Source organism: Tropicibacter oceani (genome assembly GCF_029958925.1).
GTDB classification, from domain to species: domain Bacteria; phylum Pseudomonadota; class Alphaproteobacteria; order Rhodobacterales; family Rhodobacteraceae; genus Pacificoceanicola; species Pacificoceanicola oceani.
On the sequence record NZ_CP124616.1, the window covers coordinates 264,477 to 286,267 of the forward strand.

The 21,791-nt window shown below is 65.3% G+C and carries 20 protein-coding genes and 1 tRNA gene; 16 read left to right on the forward strand and 5 right to left on the reverse strand.

Annotated elements, in window-relative coordinates; translation table 11 throughout:
- Positions 1-64: 64 nt before the first annotated feature.
- From QF118_RS01315 to aroE, 8 genes are all read left to right on the forward strand, one after another.
- Positions 65-757 (forward strand): dihydroxy-acid dehydratase, encoded by a 693-nt coding sequence (locus QF118_RS01315; protein ID WP_282300835.1) that lies wholly within the window; start codon positions 65-67, stop codon positions 755-757.
- 57 nt (positions 758-814) lie between these two features.
- Entirely contained in the window at positions 815-1,588 is a 774-nt protein-coding gene (locus tag QF118_RS01320; protein WP_282300836.1) for a DUF6478 family protein, read from the forward strand.
- 13 nt (positions 1,589-1,601) lie between these two features.
- Positions 1,602-1,979 (forward strand): hypothetical protein, encoded by a 378-nt coding sequence (locus tag QF118_RS01325; protein WP_282300837.1) that lies wholly within the window; start codon positions 1,602-1,604, stop codon positions 1,977-1,979.
- 102 nt (positions 1,980-2,081) lie between these two features.
- The gene (locus QF118_RS01330) at positions 2,082-3,743 is read left to right on the forward strand and encodes a Y-family DNA polymerase (protein WP_282300838.1); all 1,662 of its coding nucleotides are present in this window, start codon (positions 2,082-2,084) and stop codon (positions 3,741-3,743) included.
- Between the two features lie 57 nt (positions 3,744-3,800).
- Complete coding sequence (gene serB, locus QF118_RS01335; RefSeq protein WP_282302386.1) at positions 3,801-4,670, forward strand: phosphoserine phosphatase SerB; 870 nt, start codon at positions 3,801-3,803, stop codon at positions 4,668-4,670.
- 87 nt (positions 4,671-4,757) lie between these two features.
- Positions 4,758-7,232 carry a heavy metal translocating P-type ATPase gene (locus QF118_RS01340; protein ID WP_282300839.1) on the forward strand — a complete coding sequence of 825 codons (2,475 nt, stop codon included), beginning with the start codon at positions 4,758-4,760 and terminating at the stop codon, positions 7,230-7,232.
- Positions 7,229-7,621 (forward strand): Cu(I)-responsive transcriptional regulator, encoded by a 393-nt coding sequence (cueR, locus tag QF118_RS01345; RefSeq protein WP_282300840.1) that lies wholly within the window; start codon positions 7,229-7,231, stop codon positions 7,619-7,621. The genes QF118_RS01340 and cueR overlap by 4 nt, the downstream gene beginning before the upstream one ends.
- 56 nt (positions 7,622-7,677) lie before the next feature.
- Positions 7,678-8,493: a shikimate dehydrogenase gene (gene aroE, locus QF118_RS01350; protein ID WP_282300841.1), complete on the forward strand. Its 816-nt coding sequence runs from the start codon at positions 7,678-7,680 to the stop codon at positions 8,491-8,493.
- Between the two features lie 3 nt (positions 8,494-8,496).
- Here aroE and QF118_RS01355 read toward each other — a convergent pair whose 3' ends face one another.
- Positions 8,497-9,903 (reverse strand): TolC family outer membrane protein, encoded by a 1,407-nt coding sequence (locus QF118_RS01355; protein WP_282300842.1) that lies wholly within the window; start codon positions 9,901-9,903, stop codon positions 8,497-8,499.
- 245 nt (positions 9,904-10,148) lie between these two features.
- Positions 10,149-11,066 (reverse strand): calcium/sodium antiporter, encoded by a 918-nt coding sequence (locus tag QF118_RS01360; RefSeq protein ID WP_282300843.1) that lies wholly within the window; start codon positions 11,064-11,066, stop codon positions 10,149-10,151.
- A gap of 471 nt (positions 11,067-11,537) precedes the next feature.
- On the opposite strand from QF118_RS01360, the gene QF118_RS01365 reads away from it, so the two are divergent.
- The 4 genes from QF118_RS01365 (at position 11,538) to QF118_RS01380 (ending at position 15,858) form a co-directional block, all read left to right on the forward strand.
- Positions 11,538-13,559 (forward strand): hypothetical protein, encoded by a 2,022-nt coding sequence (locus QF118_RS01365; protein WP_282300844.1) that lies wholly within the window; start codon positions 11,538-11,540, stop codon positions 13,557-13,559.
- Positions 13,556-14,419 (forward strand): hypothetical protein, encoded by an 864-nt coding sequence (locus QF118_RS01370; RefSeq protein WP_282300845.1) that lies wholly within the window; start codon positions 13,556-13,558, stop codon positions 14,417-14,419. Before QF118_RS01365 ends, QF118_RS01370 begins: the two co-directional genes overlap by 4 nt.
- A 65-nt stretch (positions 14,420-14,484) precedes the next feature.
- Positions 14,485-15,240 carry a PASTA domain-containing protein gene (locus QF118_RS01375; protein WP_282300846.1) on the forward strand — a complete coding sequence of 252 codons (756 nt, stop codon included), beginning with the start codon at positions 14,485-14,487 and terminating at the stop codon, positions 15,238-15,240.
- A 27-nt stretch (positions 15,241-15,267) separates the two neighbouring features.
- Positions 15,268-15,858, forward strand: coding sequence for a hypothetical protein (locus QF118_RS01380; RefSeq protein WP_282300847.1), 591 nt, complete (start codon positions 15,268-15,270; stop codon positions 15,856-15,858).
- 128 nt (positions 15,859-15,986) lie between these two features.
- On the opposite strand, the gene QF118_RS01385 is transcribed toward QF118_RS01380, so the two are convergent.
- A tRNA-Lys gene (locus QF118_RS01385) sits at positions 15,987-16,062 on the reverse strand.
- Positions 16,063-16,391: 329 nt separating this feature from the next.
- On the opposite strand from QF118_RS01385, the gene dapF reads away from it, so the two are divergent.
- Genes dapF through QF118_RS01405 form a run of 4 tightly spaced genes read left to right on the forward strand, consistent with a single transcriptional unit; the run spans position 16,392 to position 19,833 of the window.
- Positions 16,392-17,225, forward strand: coding sequence for a diaminopimelate epimerase (gene dapF, locus QF118_RS01390; RefSeq protein ID WP_282300848.1), 834 nt, complete (start codon positions 16,392-16,394; stop codon positions 17,223-17,225).
- On the forward strand, positions 17,222-18,478 hold the full coding sequence (mtaB, locus tag QF118_RS01395; protein WP_282300849.1) for a tRNA (N(6)-L-threonylcarbamoyladenosine(37)-C(2))-methylthiotransferase MtaB: 1,257 nt from the start codon (positions 17,222-17,224) through the stop codon (positions 18,476-18,478). Before dapF ends, mtaB begins: the two co-directional genes overlap by 4 nt.
- The gene (locus tag QF118_RS01400; protein WP_282300850.1) at positions 18,478-19,092 is read left to right on the forward strand and encodes an FMN-binding negative transcriptional regulator; all 615 of its coding nucleotides are present in this window, start codon (positions 18,478-18,480) and stop codon (positions 19,090-19,092) included. The genes mtaB and QF118_RS01400 overlap by 1 nt, the downstream gene beginning before the upstream one ends.
- 48 nt (positions 19,093-19,140) lie before the next feature.
- Positions 19,141-19,833, forward strand: coding sequence for a CDP-alcohol phosphatidyltransferase family protein (locus tag QF118_RS01405; protein WP_282300851.1), 693 nt, complete (start codon positions 19,141-19,143; stop codon positions 19,831-19,833).
- Here QF118_RS01405 and xylB read toward each other — a convergent pair.
- Both xylB and QF118_RS01415 read right to left on the reverse strand, forming a co-directional pair.
- Entirely contained in the window at positions 19,830-21,281 is a 1,452-nt protein-coding gene (gene xylB, locus QF118_RS01410) for a xylulokinase (protein ID WP_282300852.1), read from the reverse strand. The genes QF118_RS01405 and xylB overlap by 4 nt on opposite strands.
- A 180-nt stretch (positions 21,282-21,461) precedes the next feature.
- Positions 21,462-21,704: an accessory factor UbiK family protein gene (locus QF118_RS01415; RefSeq protein ID WP_282300853.1), complete on the reverse strand. Its 243-nt coding sequence runs from the start codon at positions 21,702-21,704 to the stop codon at positions 21,462-21,464.
- Positions 21,705-21,791 lie beyond the last annotated feature (87 nt).

A 21,791-nucleotide genomic window follows, 5' to 3' on the forward strand; every position in this document is an offset into this window, starting at 1 on the left:
GCGGGCACCGATCTTTCCAAGTCTTGTGTTTGCCGGGTTTGTGCTGGCCGCTTGTGGGAATACGGTGCCCGCCTCAAACCCCGATGCCGACAAGGGGCCCCGGGCCAAAGGCCCGCTTGCGGGGCTTTTGGCACAGCCCGGGGAAACCGATGCCTCCGGGCAGACGCGCCCCAGGATGCCCATGCCCCTGGCCAAGGCCCGCCTTGCCGGCGGCGATGTGGTGGTTGCCGGCCCCGAAGGCTATTGCCTGGACCCCAAGACAGTGCAGTCGCGCCCCGGGCGCGGCTTTGCCCTGATCGCCTCGTGCCGCATCCTGTCGGGCGGCGCGGTCGGCACCTGGGCCGAACCCATGCTGATCACCGTGACGGTCGGCCCCAAGGGCGCCAACGACGATCTGCCCAGCCCCGAAGCCCTGGCCCAGGCCACCGGCGCGGCGCTGTTGGGCGGCGAATCCTCGGCCGGGTTCGTCACCGCCAACCTGGATCGCGGCGGCGACACCATCCTGGAGGGCGGCGATCAACGCCATTGGCGCGGCGCTTTCGTGCAGAACGGGCACCTGGTCGGCCTTGCGCTTTATGCCCCCAAGGACAGCGCCTTTGCCGCGCAGCAGGGCGGTACGATGCTGGCCCGGGTCAAGGCGCAGATCGCCACGCTCAGCCTGCAGGCGGCTCCCGCCCGGACCACAAGGGGCACCGCAGCGCCGGGACCGAACAAAGGTCTGTTTGGGCGTTTATTCGATGGGAAGGATTTGCCATAATACTCGAAAGGGGTCAGCAAGGCCCCAGGACGTATCTGGAAGAAAACGGGGCACCACATGGCAGGCGAAAAGCAGGGGTTTCTGACACGCGCCGTGCAGCTTGGCGCGCTGCGCCGCTGGTCGCAGATGGCCAAGGCCGCCCCTGACACCGATTTGCCGGAACTGCGCCAGCAGCGCAGCATCGCCCGCAAGCTGAAGGCGCAGGTCGACCAGCTGATCCATGTGGCCGATGCCCGCCTTGCCCTGCCGCTGATCGGCAACCAGGCCTTTCCGCGCCCCGAAGATGCCGATTGGGCCTGGCGGCCGGAGCTGTGGTGCGGTCCGCTGCCGACGCCGGGGATGTCCTCGGTCCAGTCGAAAAGCATGCTGGGCAAGCAGGCGACGCTGTTCCACGATTGCGCCCAGTCGGAACTGACCCTGCGCCAGCTGCGCAACACGCGCGAGGCGGACCTTGCCGCCTATGGTCTGCGGCTGGACGTGTTCCGGTTTGACGGTTCTTACCTGTCGCTGGCCATCGACCTGCCCGAAGAGGCCAGCCGCGGCCTGACGCGCAAGCACCTGATCCGGATCGACACGATCGTCGAAATGGAAAAGCGGCTCGAAATCTTTGCACGGCTGAACATCAAGCACGGGCCGAACACCGAACAGATCGTGCGCGAACTGCCCTTGCACCAGGACGACATTCGCGTCGAATTCGACCTGGCCTATACCAAGCTGAACGAAAAGCGCGTCGAACGCATGTGGCTGGACCTGATCTTTGAAGGTCCGCAGATGAACCAGGTGATCCTGCGGGATCTGACCTTCAGCCGCCGCAAACGCGCCGAACTGTGACAGGGATACCGTCATGAGCCAATTCGAACTGACCAAGACCCGCTTTCGCGAAGGCGTATGGGAGGGTCTTTTGACCACCAAGGCCAAGGATGCCGGCAGCCCCGAAATCGCGGTGACCCTGCGCGACCAGCCGGTGCGCGGCGTGACCGTGTCGCAGACCAGCCAAGCCGGGCGCTGGGTGGTAGAAATCCCCGTGCCGCTGGATGCCCTGGGCGATGGCGTGCAGACCTTCCTGATTCTCGATGCCAATGCCGAAACCGTTCTGGACAGCTTTACCCTGATCGCCGGAGAGGTTCTGGGCGACGACATCCGCGCCGAGGTCGAACTGCTGCGCGCCGAGCTGGACATGCTCAAACGCGCCTTTCGCCGTCACTGCCTGGAAACGACCTAGGGCGTGACCAGAATTTCAGCCTGAAATTCCATTCACCTCGCGGACTCGACTCGCCCCCCGCCTGGCGCTAGAACAAAAAGAGAACAAACTGCCGGTTCTCTCATGCGTCACCGCCGTATCCTTTCGCTCTGGTTTCCGCGCCTTGGCGCCGAACGCCTGATCCGGGCCGAACCCTGGTTGGCCGATATCCCCTTTGCCGTGGTCGGCGAAGAGGCGCAGGCGCAGGTCATCACATCGCTCAACGACCGGGCGCAGCAGCTGGGGATCTACCGCGGCCAACCCCTGCGCGATGCCCATGCGCTTTGCGCGGATCTGGTCACCCGCAGCGCGATCCCCCACCGCGACCTGGCGTTTCTGAACGTCTTGCACCGCTGGGCCGGGCGCTATTCCCCCTGGGTCGCGCCCGAACCGCCCGACGCATTGGTGATCGACCTGACCGGCTGCGCCCATCTGTTTGGCGGCGAACCCGCCTTGATGCAGCAAGTGGCGCAGGACTGCGCCGACCTGGGGCTGAGCGTCCGGCAGGGCCTGGCCGATACCCTGGGCGCGGCCTGGGCGCTGGCGCGGTTCACCCGCCAGGACGCCACCAGCCACCGCAACGGCGACGCCATCGACCAGGAGGCACGCGCCACAAGATCCCGCGCGGGCAAGCGGCGGCATTGGGAACGCGGCGGCCTGCCCCCCGGCGCCCCCGCCCAGGACCTGCCGCAAGGATGCATCGCCGGCATCGGCCAAAGCTGGAGCGCGATTTCCCCGTTGCCCGTCGCCGCCCTGCGCATCGACGCCCATACCCAGAACCAGCTCAACCGGCTTGGGTTGCGCCGTATCGCGGATCTGATCGGCCAGCCCCGCGCCGGTCTGGCCCGGCGCTTTGGGCGCGGCCTGGTCGATCAGTTGGACAAGGCCACCGGCAGCGCCCCGGAACCGATCAGCCCGGCCCGCGCGCCCGACCGCTTTTCCGCCCGGCTGTCCCTGCCCGATCCCATCGGCCTGGCCGACGATGTCGCCGAGGCCCTGGCGCGGCTGACCGGCCACCTTTGCGAGCGGCTGAAACAGAGGGGGCGCGGCGCGCGGGTTCTGCGGCTCGAAGCCTATCGCGCCGATCACACCATGCAGTGGCTTACCCTGAAATCCGCCGTGGCCAGCCATGACCCGGCCCGCCTGATGCCGCTGCTGCGCATGAAGATCGACGAAATCGACGCAGGCCCCGGCATCGACATGCTGCGGCTTGAGGCGATCCAGCACGAACCGATCCATGCCCGCACCATGGCAGGCCACGCCGAGGCCGCCGCCCGCGGCCAGGCCCGCCAGGAAAAGGGGCTGGAAACCGCCACCGAAGACCTGCTGAGCCGCCTTGGCGCCCGCATCGGGATGGACGAAATCACCCGCCGCCACCCCGGCAACAGCCATATCCCCGAAAAGGGCGCGCTGGTTCTGGCCGCCGCCTGGTCGGAACCGGCGCAGGACTGGCCGCGCCATCCGGTGCGCCGGCCCTTGCAGCTGTGGCGCCCCGAACCTGTCCATGCCCCCGACACCCCCGCCCTGCCCAAGCGCTTTCGCTGGCGCGGCCGCGACTTTGCACCAAAGGGCGCCACCGGTCCCGAACGCATCGCGCCGGAATGGTGGCTGGACGATCCCGAATGGCGGTCCGGGCCGCGCGATTACTGGCGGGTGGAAACCGACAAGGGCGAAAGGCTGTGGCTGTTTTATGCGCATGGCGGGGCCATGTCCTCGGGGTGGTTCTGCCAGGGGGAATTCGCCTAGACCGCCGCGCCTGCCCATGGCAAAAGCCCGGCGCAATCCATGCCGAAAGGGTTTCCCATGTTCATCGTCTCGCTTATCGCCAAACCCGGCGCGCTTGATCCCGCCCTGGTCGACAACCTGCGCAACGCATGGGGGGGCGGCATGGCCAGCTGGCTGTCCGCGGACGAGGCGGCGGAATTCCCGGTCGAACAGATCCCCGGCAACCTTGAGCAGGTGCGCGCCTCGGTCGCCGATCAAGTTGACCTGAACATCATCCCCGCTGAAAACCGCCGCAAAAAGATGCTTCTGGCCGATATGGACAGCACCATGATCCAGCAGGAATGCATCGACGAGCTGGCCGAAGAGGCGGGTGTCGGCGCCCACGTCAAGGACATCACCGCCCGCGCCATGAACGGCGAGCTGGATTTCGAAGGTGCGCTGACCGAACGCGTCGCCCTGCTCAAGGGCCTGCCCGAAAGCGTCATCGACAAGGTCGTTCAGGACCGCATCACCCTGATGCCCGGCGGCCGCACGCTGATCGCCACGATGAAGGCGAACGGCGGCCATGCCGCGCTGGTTTCGGGCGGCTTCACGGCCTTTACGACGCGCGTCTCGGGGCTGCTGGGCTTTGACGAAAACCGTGCCAACACGCTGCTGATCGAAAACGGCGCACTGACCGGCGCGGTCGCGCGTCCGATCCTTGGCCGAGAGGCCAAGATCGAGGCGCTGGAACAGATCAGCGCCCGCATCGGCATCGCCGAGGCCGACGTGATCGCCGTCGGCGACGGCGCCAATGATCTGGGCATGCTGGGCCGCGCCGGTCTGGGCGTCGCCCTGCACGCCAAACCCATGGTCCAGGAACAAAGCGATTGCCGGGTGAACCACGGCGATCTGACCGCGCTGCTGTACCTGCAGGGCTATACCCGCGACGACTTTGTCACCGCCTGACCGTATTTGCCGCAGGCGGGCCCCTTGACCTTCCAGTGACTGGAAGCCCTATCTGAAGGGCAAGACTGTCACTGTCAGGGGGCCACCATGGCCAGGGAAATCCTTCGTTTCGAAGTCACCAAGCTGAGCTGCGCCGGATGCGTCGGCCGGGCCGAACGCGCCCTGGCTGCGGTTCCCGGTGTCACCGACGCCCGCGTCAACCTTGCCACCCGCATGGCGCAGGTCGAAGGCACCGCAGCAACGGACGCGCTGCGCAGCGCCCTGCAGACGGCGGGCTATCCGGCGGCGCAATCGCATCACCGGCTGACCATCCAGGGCATGAGCTGTGCGTCCTGCGCGGGGCGTGTGGAACGCGCCCTGACCGCCGTGCCGGGCGTTCTGGAGGCGCGCGTCAACCTTGCCTCGGAAACGGCCGAGATCACCGCCATGGCCGGCGCGGTCGAACCCGCGCAACTGGCGCAAATCGTCACCGCCGCGGGCTATCCTGCCAGCCCCGTCGCCGACCATGCCCGCGCCGAGACCGAGGATCGGCGCGCCGCCGAAACCCGTACCCTCAAGCGTGACCTGACCATCGCCGCCGCCCTGACCCTGCCGGTTTTCCTGGGCGTCATGGGATCGCACCTGATCCCCGCCCTGCACCACTGGATCAACGGCACCATCGGCCAGACCGCCTGGTGGGCCATGCAATTCGTCCTGACCACGCTTGTGCTGCTTTGGCCCGGCCAGCGGTTTTTCCGCATTGGCCTGCCCTTGCTGGCCAAGGGCGCCCCGGACATGAATTCGCTTGTGGCGCTGGGCACGCTGGCGGCCTGGGGCTATTCGACGGTTGCCCTGTTCGCCCCCACCCTGCTGCCCCAAGCCAGCCGCGACGTCTATTTCGAAGCGGCCGCCGTGATCGTCACCCTGATCCTGCTGGGCCGCTTTCTGGAAGCCCGCGCCAAGGGCCGCACCGGCGCCGCGATCCGCCGCCTGGTGGGTCTGCGCCCCGACAGCGCGCGGGTTGAACGCGATGGCGCCGTGATCGAACTGCCGGTCGATCAGGTCGTCGCGGGCGACATCCTGCACCTGCGCCCCGGCGAACGCATCGCGGTGGACGGCGCGGTTCTGACCGGACGGTCCTATGTCGATGAAAGCATGATCACCGGCGAACCCGTCCCGGTGGAAAAGCTTGCTGGCGCGGGCCTGGTCGCTGGCACCGTGAACGGCAGCGGCGCGCTGACCTTCCGGGCCACCGCCGTTGGCGCGGACACCATGCTGGCCCGGATCATCGCCCTGGTCGAGGATGCGCAGGGCGCCCGCCTGCCGGTACAGGCACTGGCCGACCGTGTCGTGCGCTGGTTCGTGCCGGCGGTCATCGCCCTGGCCGTGCTGACGGTGCTGGCGTGGCTGGCCTTTGGTCCCGGTCTCAGTTTTGCCTTGGTCGCCGGGGTCTGCGTTCTGATCATTGCCTGCCCCTGCGCCATGGGGCTGGCGACGCCGACCTCGATCATGGTCGGCACCGGCCGCGCCGCCGAGATGGGCGTGCTGTTTCGCAAGGGCGACGCCCTGCAGCGGCTGGACGAAATCAAGGTCATCGCCTTTGACAAGACCGGCACCCTGACCGAAGGGCGGCCCGAACTGGCCGCCTCGGTCGCGGCCCCTGGGTTCGACACCGGACAGGTGCTGGCCCTGGCCGCCAGCGCCGAGCAAGGCTCTGAACACCCCATCGCGCGGGCGCTTGAAAGGGCCGCCGGGCCGGGGCTGATGCAAGCCACCGAGACCGAAGCGATCCCCGGTCACGGGTTGCGCGCCGTGGTCGATGGAAAGATCGTGCTGGTCGGCGCCCCCCGCCTGATGATCCGCGAAGGCATCGACCTGGCCCCGCTGGCCGCCGCTCTCGACTCGATGCAGGCCAAGGGCCAGACCCCTGCCCTGGTGGCCATCGACGGCAGGATCGCGGCGGGCTTTGCCGTCGCCGACCGCATCAAACCCGGCGCGCGGGCGGCGCTGGATGCCCTGCGCGCCCGGGGGCTGGAAATCGCGCTGATCACCGGCGACACCCGCGCCACCGCGCAGGCCATCGCCGCCGAGCTGGGCATCACCCATGTCGAGGCCGAGGTCCTGCCCGAGGGCAAGCTGGAGGCCGTCAAACACCTGCGCGGCCGCTTTGGCCCCGTGGCCTTTTGCGGCGATGGCATCAACGACGCCCCCGCCCTGGCCGAAGCTGACGTGGGCCTGGCCATCGGCACCGGCACCGACGTCGCCATCGAAAGCGCCGACGTGGTGCTGGTTTCCGGCGAGCTGTCCGGCGCGGTCAACGCGGTCACGGCCAGCCAGTCGGTGATGCGCAACATCCGCCAGAACCTGTTCTGGGCCTTTGGCTACAACGTCGCGTTGATCCCGGTGGCCGCCGGGGTTTTCTATCCGCTGACCGGCTGGCTGCTGTCGCCGATGCTGGCGGCGGGGGCCATGGCGCTGTCTTCGGTCTTTGTGGTCAGCAACGCCCTGCGGCTGCGCGCCATGTCCCCGATGCAGGATCAACCCGGCGCACGGACCCGCGATTTGCAGGAGGCCCCGGCATGAACATCGGCGATGTCGCGCGGCGCTCGGGCCTGCCGACCAAGACGATCCGGTATTACGAGGATATCGGGCTGATCCGCCCGAACCGCACCGAAAACGGCTATCGCGCCTTTTCCGACAGCGACCTGCACAAGCTGACCTTTCTGGCCCGCGCCCGCGAATTGGGCTTTTCGATCGAGGATTGCCGCGCGCTTTTGGCGATGTACGAGGACGAAACCCGCGCCAGCGCCGATGTCAAACGCCTGGCCGAGGAACACCTGACCCGGATCGACGAAAAGCTGGCGCAGTTGCAGGCCATGCGCCGGACGCTCAGCGATCTGGTCCATGCCTGCCGGGGCGACAACCGGCCCGATTGCCCCATCCTTCGGGACCTCGCCGAAGGCAAGGAATGATCCGGCATTGACGCCCCGCAGCGGATCGCGTCATTTGCCCGCCAAGGAGGCCCGTCATGACCGACCATTACGCCGTTTTCGGCAATCCCGTCGTCCAGTCCAAATCCCCGATGATCCACGCGCGCTTTGCCGCCGAGACCGGGCAGGACATGGACTATGTCAAGATCGAAGCGCCGGTCGATGGCTTTGCCGATGCGCTGCGCGCCTTTGTCGACAAAGGCGGTCGGGGCTGCAATGTGACCGCCCCCTTCAAGCTGGAGGCCTATGCCCTGGCCACCGAACACACCCAAGCCGCGCGCATGGCCGGGTCGACCAATACGCTGCGCTTTGACGGCAACCGGATCGAGGCGCACAACACCGACGGTGTCGGCCTGCTGCGCGACATCCAGGACAACCTGGGCCATTCCCTGAAAGGCAAACGCATCCTGATGCTGGGGGCCGGCGGCGCCGTGCGCGGTGCGGCCCTGCCGTTCCTGCAGGCCGGGCCGGCGGAATTCGCGCTGCTGAACCGCAGCGTCGACAAGGCGCAGGCGATCTGTGACATGCTGAAGGACCACGGCGAAATCGTGCTGTGCGACCCGGTCCGCGCCAAGGGCTATGACATCGTGCTGAACGGCACTTCGTCCAGTCTGGGCGGCAGCTGCCCGACCATGCCCGACGGGGTTTTTGACGGCTGCGCGCTGGCCTATGACCTGTCCTACGGCAAAGGGCTGACGCCCTTTCTGCAGGCGGCGCAAAAGGCGGGTGTGCCGCAGCTGGCCGACGGGGTCGGAATGTTGGTGGAACAGGCCGCCGAGGCGTTTGCCTGGTGGCGCGGGACAACCCCCGCGACCACCGATCTGATCCGCGAAATGACGATCCCGCTGACCTGAGCCTTACTGCTTTTGAAGGCGCTCCAGAACGCGGTCAAGCTGCTTGCCCTGCTTGCTGCGGGCGGTCGGCGCGTCCTTGACCAGGTTGTAGTATTCGGCCGGGTCGTATTTCACCACGTTCAGCTTGAGGTGTTCTGTGGTCAGCATGCCCAGCGAAGCCAGCACCTGATAGGCCGCAAGATGGCGGTCGATGGTTGCCGAAATCAGCCCCGACTGCGCATCCAAAAGCTCTTGTTCCGCTTCGAGCACGTCAAAGGTTGTCCGCGCCCCCAGCGAGGCTTCTTCACGAACGCCGCGGAAGGCGACTGTTGCGGCCCGAACCTGCTGGTTGCTGGCCTCGATGCTGGCTGCCGCCACCTTGAGCGTCGCATAGGCCGTCGAAACGTCCTGGGTGATCGCGTGGCGTACCGTGTGCAGGTTGCCCCGTTCGGCATCGCGGCGGGCGCGCGCCTTGCGGACTTCGGCGCTCAGGCGGCCGCCCTGGTAGATCGGGCCGCTGGCCCCAAGGGTGATGGACCCGATGCGCGAATTCGTCGGATCCTTGAAGTTGTCGGTCGCCGCCAGGCGGCCCGACAGCGAAACCGTGGGTTTCATCGCCGCTTCGGCCTGGCTGACCAGCAGTTCCAGCGCCAGGATCTGGTGCTGCACGCTGATCAGGTCGGGGTGCAGGCGCAGGGCCGTCGCAGCGCCTTCGGCCTGTGCGGGCAGACGCGGCAGGGATTTGGGCGCGACAAGGTTGCCGGGCTTCTTGCCGACAACGGCGGTATATTCGGCGCGGGCGATATCCAGATCCCCCTGCGATGCGGCCAGCGCGCTGCGGGCAGCGGCCAGGCGGGCTTCGGCAAGGGCGACATCGGTGCGGGTGACTTCACCGACTTCGAACCGGTCACGGGCGGCGCGCAGTTCGGTTTCGATCACCCGGACGTTGTTCTGCCGCAACCCGACGATTTCCAGCGTCCGGCGCACGTTCAAAAAGGCGGAAACCGCGCGCAACAGAACCTGCTGTTCGATCGAGACAAGCGTTTCGCGGGTGGCCAGAACGACCTCTTTGGCGGCTTCGATACCCAGCTGGCTTTTGCCGAAATCATACAGCGTGTAGCTGGCGATCAGGGCAACCGTCGATTCGGTATTGGAAATGCGGCCGCGATAGCTGGCGGAATAGTTGAACCCGAATTGGCGCTGGATCTCGGCAGACCAGCTGAGCGTCGGGCGCAGCGCCGACATGGCAATCGCCACATCTTCGTCGGCTGCGCGCAACACCGCGCGGTTCTGTTCCAGAAGCCCGCTGTGGTTGTAGGCCGAGGTCAGCGCATCGGCCAGGTTTTCGGCCATCGCGGTCCCCGCCATCAGAACCGAGATCGAAGCAACGGTCACAAGGCGGCGGACCCCCTGGCGAATGGTCCTGTTCATTCCGGTCAGCTTCATCGCCAGTCGCTCCATACATCAAACGCAATTTCCTGAATACTTGGTAGCGCCGCGGGCTGGGGCTGTCAAAACCCAAGCCGCCGCAGGTCGCATTGAACCGAACGGTTCAGACTCAGGGCTTTCCTTGGTGTTTCTTCCCCTTTCGGCATCACGGGTCAAGACTTGCCGGCGCCTGATCGTCAAATAGGCGCCGAACCGGGGCATTGTGCGATCACATCTGCGGCATGACCTCAGCCCTGCGCCGCCCAGATATACAGCCCATAGGCAGTCAGCAGTCCGAAACCGGTGATCCGCCCGATGGATGGGCGCAGCAGCAACAGCGCCGTCAGGACAACAGTCGCCGCAACCATGACGGGCAAATCAAAAGCGGGAAACCGTGCCGCGACCGGGATCGGGGCGACAATCGCCGTGACGCCAAGGATGCCAAGCACGTTGAAGATGTTGGAGCCGACGATATTGCCGATGGCGATTTCCGATTGCCGACGAAAGGCCGCCACCAACGAGGTCGCCAGTTCCGGCAACGACGTGCCGATCGCCACGATGGTCAGGCCGATGAATGCCTCGGACACGCCGAAACTGCGGGCGATGCTGACCGACCCGTCGATCAGGAACCGCGCCCCGACGATCAAGGCGACCAACCCGATGGCCAGCCAAACCAGGGCCCGCCAGATCGGCAGGGGCAGCACGTCATCCAGATCGTCCGGCGGCGTGTCCGCGCTTTTGTAAGCCCAGACCAGGTATCCGATCAGGCTGGCAAACAGCACGGCGCCCACCGGCCGGCTGATCATCCCGTAGGAGAAAGGAACGAACAGCACCAAGGCGGCGGCCAGCATCACGGCGGTATCCCGGCGCAGGCTGCCCCCCGAAACGCGGATCGGCCAGACCAGCGCCGACACCCCGACGATCAACAGGATGTTCCCGATGTTGGAACCGACGATATTGCCCACGGCGATGTCCGGAACGCCGCGCAGGGCCGCATCGACCGAAACCAGCATTTCCGGCATCGACGTGCCAAAGCCAACCACCGTCAGCCCGATCAGCATCGGCGACATGTTCAGCGACCGGGCCGCGCCCGTGGCGCCGCGCACCAGCGCCTCGCCCCCGAACAAAAGGCCGAGGAGCCCGGCAAACACAAAAAGAAAGTCCATTCAGATCCTCGTAGAGCGCAAGGGAAGGTCACAGGCATCGGCCAGCACGGGATCCGGGGCCGTGCGGGTCAAAGGGCGTAAAACCGCGCCCGAAGTGCGGAGAAAGGGGCTGGAATTGGATCGCCACCGCGCATTTGCGGTCATTTCAACGTCCTGCATGTCCCGCCGCGCAGCGGTTGACAGGCAACCGGGCAGGCAGGGGTGCGATCCGACATCACGACACTGCGTCGTCAGCGGGGCCCGGTTCGCTGTCGTAAAGATGAGCAGGCCATTCAGGCGCCACAAGGGGCCCTTGGAAATAATTCCGCCCGGTTTCGCCGGCCGGTGCGCGCCCGCCCAATGGCAACCAACCGATGTCCCGCCGGAGGAACGGCGCAGCGCCCGCCGCCTGTCCGGAAAAACCTTGACCCGACAGGCCCTCGAATGCACCCTGCGGATATTGTTGAGTTATTTTCCTTCGGAGCGCGCGGCATGACCTTCGACACGTCCAGAACCCTTTTCAATGGCGGCGCATTGCTGCGTCTTCCATCCCTTGCCCTGGGCTTTGCGCTTGGCCTTGTTGGCGTCAGCCCCGCGGCGGCACAGGGCAACCAGGACCTGATCTGGATCGACTACCCCGAACAGGGGGTCGTTCTGGGACAGGGCTATAACCTTGTGACGGACGAGCCCACGCAAGGGGTCTGCGTCGATTTCGTACCGGTGCAGGACCCCTCCCAGGAAGTCACCTATCGCTTCGAAGAGGTGACTTCCCACTCCACGATCAACGCGTCATCGCGCATCCACGCCAGCGGAAGCCTCAAGATGGCGCTGGTCAAGGCATCGGCCAAGCTGGATTTCTATTCGAAGGAAAACTTCTCGATCGACACGTCAAAGTTCCTTCTGACCGCCAATGTCACGAATTCATCGCTGTTTGCGGGGCCGTCCTTTGCCTACAAGATGGGCGCCAGCCTGCCGGGGATCGCCACCCTGCCCGACACGCTGAAAGAGGCCGCAACAAACGGCATCACCCGCGCCGCCGCCCCGACCACCGAAGGCGAAAACACCGGCGTCAAATTCAAGAACGTCGCGCTGAGAAACAACATCAAGCACTGCGGCCAGGGCTATATCGCGGCCATCGTCAGCGGCGCGCAGGTCGATGCCTTTCTGACCTTCACCAAAAGCGACGCCGAGTCGGTGGCCGAGATCAAGGCCGGGATCAAGGCGACCATCGGCGGGATCTTCTCGGTCTCGGGCAGCTTTGCCCAGAACCAGCAGGCCATCGAACGCAGCGAACGGACCGAGGTGAACGTCTACCGCTCGGGCGGGCGGGCTGCGGCCATTGCCTATGACCTGCCCGGGTTGCGCACCAGCCTGCAACAACTGCCCGTCGATGCCGCCGCCAATCCCAAACCGATCCGGATCGCGGTCATTCCCTATTCCAAGCTGGACGACAGCCCGCTGGCTGGCGGGCTGCAGGCTGTCGACCTGCTGGATTCCATCGCCGCCTTTTTCCTTGTCCGGGACGTGGTGAACGAAACCTCGGACATCGCGGACTGGTATCAGAACTACGATGTCGATCAGATCGCCAGCCCGGAAACCGACAGCAATGTCGCGCGCAACATCCCGCTGTTCCTGCACCCGCTGGACGACTACATCGCGATGAACGACCGCGCCCTTGCCCTGAACCGCGAGATGTCCGAAGCGCTGCGGCTGTGCCAGTCGGCCCTGCAGGACGCGAACCTGCTGCTGGATGCAAGCAACGCGGCCGCGGAAACGGCCGCAGGCGACAAGGCCGCAGGACGAACACTGGAGGCGCAGCAGCGCGCAATCCTGACAGGGTCACCAGCGCAAGAGGCCGCCAGCGCACCCTACAAAGACCTTGTCCAGCAACTGCTGGACGAGGACGTCAACCAGACCGACCGCGACGTTCTGGAACGGCTTTTGGCGGGCATGCAGGACAACGCCCAGACCCAGCGCAGCGCGCAATTCGCCAGCTTCCTGTCCGCCTTCGAGCCATCCGAAGAGACGCTGGAATCCAAGGCCCGGATCGAAAGCGCGGTTGGCATCGGGGCAAAAGACCTGAGCGAGGCCGATCTTGCGGCTCTCAGGACCAAGACGGAAAAGACGCTGGCAACATGCAATTCCGATAGCGGTTACCTGAAGACCGCCATAGATGACGCGCTTGCCCTGTCGCAGGATTTTCTGGCCGCCAAGCCGATCTTCTGGTCCGATCTTGGGCGACACTACCAGGGACGCCTGTGGAAACTGTTTCCCGGCGCGACCCTGCCGCAGGGGCAATCCAGCTGGGAACTGGTGGACCTGGTCACCGAGGACCTCAAAAGCTTTCACGCCAACATGGTCGCCAAGCGTTTCAAGCGCGACATCTGCCAGCGCGACCTGACCCATCCGGTATGCGGCGCGGAATTCGAGGCAAAGTTCAAACCCCTTGATCTGAAGCCATCGACGCTGGTTCTGGCTGGGCTGTCTGCCGGGCTGGCGCAGGGGCTGGAATGATGGGCGGGGTCATGCCGTCCCGGGTTCTGTCGGCGGCCGTGATCGCCGGATGCCTTGCCGGGTTGGCCGCCGCGCAAGACAGCAGCGCCAGCGACGCCGCCAAGCCGCCCGTTGCCGCCAACACCCTGCCCGATCTGGACCAACAGGACATCGCGGGTGTCGAAATCGTCGACCTTCAAGTGTCTTGCAACCTCAAGACACCGCTGAAAACCACCCTTTCGCTGACCTTCCAGAAGAATGGCGCGGATGTCACCGAAGATCTGGCCACCGTCACCGCGGATCGCTGCAAATACCTGTACGATCCAGAAGGCCGCGCGCATACCTTTTCGCTGAATGTCGCGCTCGACCTCTTGCCCACGGCCGAGCGTGCCGCGGTCTGCCCCAACCTGTCCTCGGCCTTTTTGTTGCGGATCGGCAGTGCCTCGGTCGATCTGCCGTGGCAAGGCAAGACCTTTGTCCTGCGCGACGGCCCCCTGCTGTCACCAGAGGCCGAAGGGAATTCGGGGCATACCGTGGCAATGGTCAACCTTTTGGCCCTGCAACGCGCCACCAATGCCGCGCCCACATCCTTTGCCAGCTATCTTTATGCCGACCTGCCGGTTTATTCCGACCGCGACGAAAACTGGACCAAGCGGGGCACTTTCTCCTATGGGCTGGCGGCGGCGGCCCCTGTGCCCGAAGGCGGGCTTTTCGACACCTTCGGCGCGGGCACTGCCACCGGTTCCGGCCAGCCTGCCAAACCTGCGCCCGCCACCACGACCAAGGACATCGTTGTCGATCTCGAGGTGCTTGGCTTCAAGGCCGCGTGCCTGACCGATGACCGCAGCCCCTCCGGCGCCGTCCTGAAGGAGAAACCATGATGCGCAGGGTTTTCCCAAGTCTCGCCCTGGCTGTCACTTTGGCCTGTGCCATGCCCGGCCCCTCAATGGCGCAATCCCTTCTGGAACAGGTCGACCAGGACACATGCGTCTTTGTACCCGATGACCGGCAACTTGCCCGCCTGGCGGGCCAACCCCGCGCCACGGTCGAAAGGCTGAAGGAATGCACAGGGATGGAGCTGGTCAAGATCCGCATCACGGAACAACCCGACTGTGTCCGCGCGGGCCACATCGTATCGGCGGGCATGGCCCCGCTGGCGGACCCGCCGTCGTGGCCGACGCTAAATGTCGTGGTGTCCAGCCAGCGCATCGCACCGGATTTCACCGGCAAATCCTATCGCGAAACCAGTCTTGAATTGCGCCGCTGCGGGCTGGCGGCCGAATTCCTGCCCCGCGCGGTCCTGGTGGGGGCAATCGTCCAGACGGTGCCCCCCGCCGGAACACCGATCGAAGACGATACCGAAATGCTGATCTGGACCGCTGGCGGAACAATCCTGCCCGACGTGACGGGCAGCACGATCGAAGCGGCCAGGGCCACCTTGGCAGAAAAGGGTTTCGAAGTCGGAACAATCGTCGACCAGCGGGTCAACCTGCCCGAATGGCAACGCCTTGGCCGTTATTCCTGTTCCTATGTCAGGGGTGTTCGCGGCAAGGTTCTATCGACACGGCCAGCCGCCGGCTCGACCATCGTGTTCGCGCCGGTGCAGGACGAACGCGCAAAGATCACCCTGACGGTCGAATCGCTCCCGGAATTGGAGCCGATCCCCGAGCTTTGCCCGTCCGATGGATCGATCCCGAAATGACACCGTGAAACAAGGGGCGCTTTGCCGATGAACGTCACCATCCGCTACATCACCGAAATCCCGTCGCAGGCCGTGGCGCTACCCGGTGCGGGAACCGGGTTCAACGGCGGCCGCAAATCCACGCTCGAGGCGCAGATCGACCTGTCGGTGAATGGGCCCGGTTCACTGACGGTGCTGACCCGAAGCTGGGGAACAACCCGCGAATACGCCAGAAAGGACCTGCTGGACGTCGCAGGAAAGCCGACTTGGTACAAATCCCTTCGGCCCGGCGCGACCGCGCTGAACACGGCAACCCTGCAATTGTCGAACGACAACCTTTTCGCCGCTTTCGTAGACGTCCCCGACGCAAGCCACGGTGTGCGGCTTTACGTGGCGGGGGGCAATCCGCTGGTCGTGCCCTCGCCTGAAATCGACGGAGAGTTCATCGTCAGTTTCCGCAATCACGGCGGCACATGGCAATATCGGGTTGTCGGGTCGCATGACGGGTTCCCGTCACACCGGATCGCCGTCGGTGCCAACACGGTTTTGGATCACGATTGCGTGGCGCAGGACCAAACCCCGCTCAGCCTTTTGCCACCGTCCGAATTTGCCGTCAGCACCGGATGGCTGGGGCTATAGCCCGCTCGCACGGGGCAGATCATAGCCCTGCGGCGACAGGTCGGGAAAAGCAAAGGGCAAACGGCCAGACATGGTTCGCGCCTGAACCGGGCGGCCGGGCGTCAAGAAATTCACGATGTCGGTGTCAGTGGTGAGCCGTGCAGGATTCGAACCTGCGACCCACTGATTAAAAGTCAGTTGCTCTACCAACTGAGCTAACGGCCCACTAAGCGGGGTCTTTAAGAATAAGCCGGGAAAGGGTCAACCCCATCCTTTGCTTTTTTCGCACAAGTTTGAAACTTCCTGCGCAATCAACACTTTTGATAGAATGCAGCCAAGGCCATACAAGGATACCGGGCGCCCGGTTTTCATGAGCTTTGGGCCAAGGCAGCAAACCGGGCCCGATCGCATCGGATTTTGCCTGGGCGGCCCCGGCGGCCCATCAGCGCGATGGCCGTTCGTCGAAAACTGACCCCTTGCAAGGAATCGCCCTGAACCTTCCCTGCCCATGTCGGCTCTGGATTCGCCGCGTCGGCGGGCGTATATGCGCAAGCATGGAAAAGACGCGCGAAACGGGCTTGCCCTTCATGAAGATGCACGGGCTGGGGAACGACTTTGTCGTGATCGACGCCCGTGTGCCCGGTATTCAGGTGACCCCGGCATTGGCCATCGCGGTGGCTGACCGGCACATGGGCGTCGGCTTTGACCAGCTGGCGGTGATCGAACAGACCGACAAGGGCGACGCGCATCTGGTGTTTTACAACGCCGACGGGTCCACTGCAGGGGCCTGTGGCAACGCCACCCGCTGCATCGCGCGTTTCCTGATGGATGAGACCGGGCAGGACAGCCTGACCCTGACCACCCAGCGCGGAACCTTGTTTGCGCGCGACGCGAGCAACGGGCTGACCTCGGTCAACATGGGCGCGCCGCAACTGGTCTGGAACGAAATTCCGCTGGCGCAGGCCATGGATACACTGGAACTGCCGATCGAGGGACGCCCCACCGCAACTGGCATGGGTAACCCGCATTGCACCTTTTTCGTCGAGGACGCCGAAGCGGTTTATCTCGAGGACTTCGGCCCGCGGTTCGAACATCACCCGATGTTCCCGCAGCGCACCAATGTTCAGGTCGCCAGCCTGATCGCCCCCGACCACCTGCGCATGCGGGTCTGGGAACGCGGCGTGGGGATCACCATGGCCTCTGGCTCGTCCTCTTGCGCCACGGCCGTGGCAGCGGCGCGCCGGGGTCTGACGGGGCGCAAGGTGCAGATCGATCTGGACGGCGGCACGCTGTGGATCGACTGGCGCGAGGATGGCGTCTGGATGACCGGCGCCACCGCCCACGTCTTTGACGGCGTGTTCACCCCTGCCTTTATGGCCGCGCTATGAACCCGCCCAAGTTCACGACGCTGGGCTGCCGGCTGAATGCCTATGAAACCGAGGCGATGAAGGCCTTGGCCGAACAGGCCGGCGTTCAGGACGCGGTGATCGTCAACACCTGCGCCGTCACGAACGAAGCCGTGGCCAAGGCCCGCAAGGAAATCCGCCGCCTTCGGCGTGAAAACCCGAATGCCAAGGTCATCGTCACCGGCTGCGCCGCGCAGATCGACCCGGGCAGCTTTGCCGCGATGGAAGAAGTCGACGCGGTCATCGGCAACACCGAAAAAATGGCCCCCGAGACCTGGTCCAAACTCGGCCCCGACTTCATCGGCGAAACCGAAAGCGTCATGGTCAACGATATCATGTCGGTGACCGAAACCGCTGGCCACCTGATCGACGGGTTCGGCACCCGCAGCCGCGCCTATGTGCAGGTCCAGAACGGCTGTGACCACCGCTGCACCTTTTGCATCATTCCCTATGGCCGGGGCAATTCGCGCAGCGTGCCTGCGGGCGTTGTCGTCGACCAGATCAAGCGGCTGGTCCAGCAGGGTTACAACGAGGTCGTGCTGACCGGTGTCGATCTGACCAGCTGGGGCGCTGACCTGCCCGGGACGCCGCGCCTTGGTGATCTGGTCATGCGCATCCTGCGCCTGATCCCCGATCTGCCGCGCCTGCGCATTTCCTCGATCGATTCGATCGAAGCGGATGACAACCTGATGCTGGCCATCGCATCGGAACCACGCCTGATGCCCCACCTGCACCTGTCGCTGCAACACGGCGACGATCTGATCCTGAAACGGATGAAGCGCCGGCACCTGCGCGACGACGCCATCCGTTTCTGCCAAGAGGCGCGCAAACTGCGCCCCGACATGACCTTTGGCGCCGATATCATCGCTGGTTTCCCCACCGAAACCGACGCGCAATTCGAAAACTCGCTGAAACTGGTGACCGATTGCGACCTGACCTGGTTGCACGTCTTTCCCTATTCGGCACGCCCCGGCACGCCCGCCGCCAAGATTCCCAGCAAGGTGAACGGCGCGACGATCAAGGACCGCGCTGCCCGCCTGCGCGCCGCCGGGGATGAACAGGTGCAACGCCACCTTGCCGCCCAGACAGGCCAGACTCACAAGGTTCTGATGGAGGCGCCCGACATGGGCCGAACCGAACAATTCACCGAGGTCACGTTCGGCATGCAGCAGCCGGTTGGCCAGATCGTCACGGCCCGCATCACGGGCCACCGCGGCACGCAGCTGGAGGCCTGATGCACCCCAACACGGCCTTTCGCAAGACGCCCGAAACACTGGCGCTGGACTTTGCGCGCACCCGCGCCTTTGGCACGCTTTGTGTCAACGGCGACCCCGTGCCGCTGCTGTCGCACATCCCGTTCCTGCTGGCGCAGGATGGCGGCCACGCCGACCTGCATCTTGTACGCTCCAACCCGATCTGCAAGGCGACTGGCCCTGCCCGGCTGTCTGTCACCGGCCCCGATGCCTATATCTCGCCCGATTGGTACGGCGTCGATGACCAGGTGCCGACCTGGAATTACATCGCCGTGCACCTGATCGGCACGCTGGAGCCGCTGCCGCAGGAAACCCTGCCTGACATGCTGGCGCGCCAATCCGCCTTTTTCGAAACCCGCCTGTTGCCCAAGGCCCCCTGGACCATGGACAAGATGACCGACGACACCACACGGCGGTTCCTGCGCATGATCCTGCCATTCCGCCTGCATGTCGACGACGTGCAAAGCACCTGGAAACTGGGGCAGAACAAACCCGATGACGTGCGCAAACGCGCTGCCGCACGGCTGACCGATGGCTTTGGGTCGGACCTTGCAGCGCTTGCGGCGCAGATGGACAGCCCGCCGGACGTCGGCTAGCCCGCCAGACCAATTGCAAACGCCCGAAATTTCCCGCATGAGGGAAGGATGAACATTCAACAGCGCGCGCTTTGCGTTCACCTTCTGACCGCCTCGGGGGCGGTGTTCGCCATGCTGGCCCTGCTCGCCGCCGCCAAGGACGAATGGGCGATCATGTTCCTTTGGTTGGTCGTGGCGTTCTTTGTCGATGGAATCGACGGACCTCTGGCGCGCAAATACGATGTCAAAACCAACGCACCGCGCTTTGACGGCGTGCTGCTTGACCTGATCATCGACTACCTGACCTATGTGTTCATTCCGGCCTTTGCCCTGTTCCAAAGCGGGCTTTTGCCCGGCTGGACAGGTTGGTTCGCGATCATCGTGATCACCTTTGCCAGCGCGATGTATTTCGCCGACAGCCGCATGAAGACCGAAGACAATTCGTTCCACGGCTTTCCCGGCTGCTGGAACATGCTGGTGCTGGTGTTGTTCGCCATCAAGCCCAGCTTCTGGATCATCCTGGCGCTGGTGGCGGTGCTTTCTCTCGCCATGTTCCTGCCGCTGAAATTCATCCACCCGGTGCGCACCGAGCGCTGGCGCAGCCTGTCGCTGCCCATCGCGCTGGCCTGGACCTTTTTCGCCGGATGGGCGGCCTGGATCAATTTCCACCCCGAAAGCTGGGCGCTTTGGGGGCTGATCGCGACCTCGCTTTACCTGATCGGCGTCGGCATCGTGCAGCAGCTTGTGCCGCCGCGCGCCTAGCCCAGCGTCTTGATGGCCGGATAGCTGGCGCGATAGGCCTCATAGGCGTCCTGGTAGGCCGCGACCAGTTCGGCCCTTGGCGCGATGGTCCGGGCCACAGCCGGGCGCGTCATGACCTGATCCACCGTTCCCTCGCCCGCCCCCACCATGGCCAGCCGCGCCGCGCCCAGCGCCGCGCCGAAATCGCCAGCCTCGGGCAGGTCCAGCGGCAGACCCAGCACCGTGGCAATCGTTTCCACCCAGAAATCCGAGGCCGCCCCGCCACCAATCGCCAACAGCCCGCCCAGCTGCGCGCCGGTCTGGCCAATCGCCTCGGCGCAATCGCGCAGGGCAAAGGAGACGCCCTCCATCACCGCCTGCGTCATCGCCTTGCGGTCATGTTCGACCCCCAGGTTCAGGAAAGCGCCGCGGATCTTGCTGTCATTGTGGGGGGTCCGTTCGCCGGACAGGTAGGGCAGGAACCGCAGGCTTTGCGGCCCGCTGATCTGTGCGCCCAGCTCTCGCGCCAGATCGGCGGGCCTGGTGCCTGTCACCCGCGACAACCAGTTCAGACTGTCCGTCGCCGCCAGGATCACGCCCATCTGGTACCATTGCCCCGGCACCGCGTGGCAAAAGGTGTGGACCGCCGAGGCGGGCAAAGGCGCATAGCCATCCCGCCCGGTCAGCAACACCCCCGAGGTGCCCAGCGATACGAATCCCTGCCCGTCGCGCATCGCCCCCACACCGCAGGCGGCGGCGGCGTTGTCCCCGGCGCCGCCCACGACGATCACCTGGCTGCTCATGCCCCAGGCGCTGGCCAGCGCAGGGCGCAGCGTCCCGCCCACCTCGCTGCCTTCGACCAGGCGCGGCATCTGATCGGCGCGCATGCCCCCAGCGGCCAGCAGATCATCCGACCAGCCCCGCGCCCCGGTATCCAGCCAGGATGTCCCGGCACTGTCGGACATGTCGGCGAAAAAATCACCGGTCAGATGGTGGTTCAGAAAGGTCGCCGGCAGCAAAACCTTGGCCACCCGCGCAAAGGCTTCGGGCTCATGCTTGGCGACCCACAGCAGCTTGGGCGCGGTAAAGCCGGGAAAGACGATGTTTCCGGAAAGATCACGCACACCCGGCGCGGCGTCCAGGCCGCGCGCCTCGGCATGGCTGCGCGTGTCGTTCCACAGGATGCAAGGGCGGATCACCGCGCCCTGCGCGTCCAAAAGAACCGCGCCATGCATGTGCCCCGACACGCCAATCCCGCGCACCGCCGCCATTTCCCCAGGATGCAAGGCCCTCAGCCGCGCAACGGCGGCATCCAGCGCCTTGACCCAATGCGCCGGGTCCTGCTCGCTCCATCCCGCGCGCGGATGCGAGACATCATAGCCTTCGCTCTCCGAGGCAATCGGCACGCCCGCATCGCTCACCAACAGGGCGCGCAGCCCCGATGTGCCCAGATCCAGTCCTAGAAACATGGCGTCCCCCTTTGATCGGCGTCTTCAGTCCGGGTGCATTTGCGGCAGGGGGGATCCAACTGTCAAACAGCATTCCGGGCGCCAAGGCCCAAGGCCAGCCGCGACAGACGCGGCTTGGCGGTCTATGGGACGGTGGGCGGGGCGCCGTTCCGCAGGAACCAGCGCCGACCAGCGCCCTGGTCAGCTGCCTTTTTCAAGCGCCTCGATGCGCGCTTTCAGCGCTTCGTTTTCCTCGCGCGCCTTCTGCGCCATGGCGCGCACCGCGTCGAATTCCTCGCGGGTGACGAAATCGCGGTCCGCCAGCCAGCGGTCCATCATCGACTTCATGGCCGTCTCGGCCTCGTTCTTCGCCCCCTGCGCAACGCCCATGGCATTGGTCATGAGTTGCGAAATATCTTCGAAAACCTTGTTGCGCGATTGCATTGGGACACTCCGGCGTTGCATTTCCCCCCATATATGGTCTCCAAAGGCACCGGTCACAAGGTTGACCTGACCAAAGAAGCAGAGGCA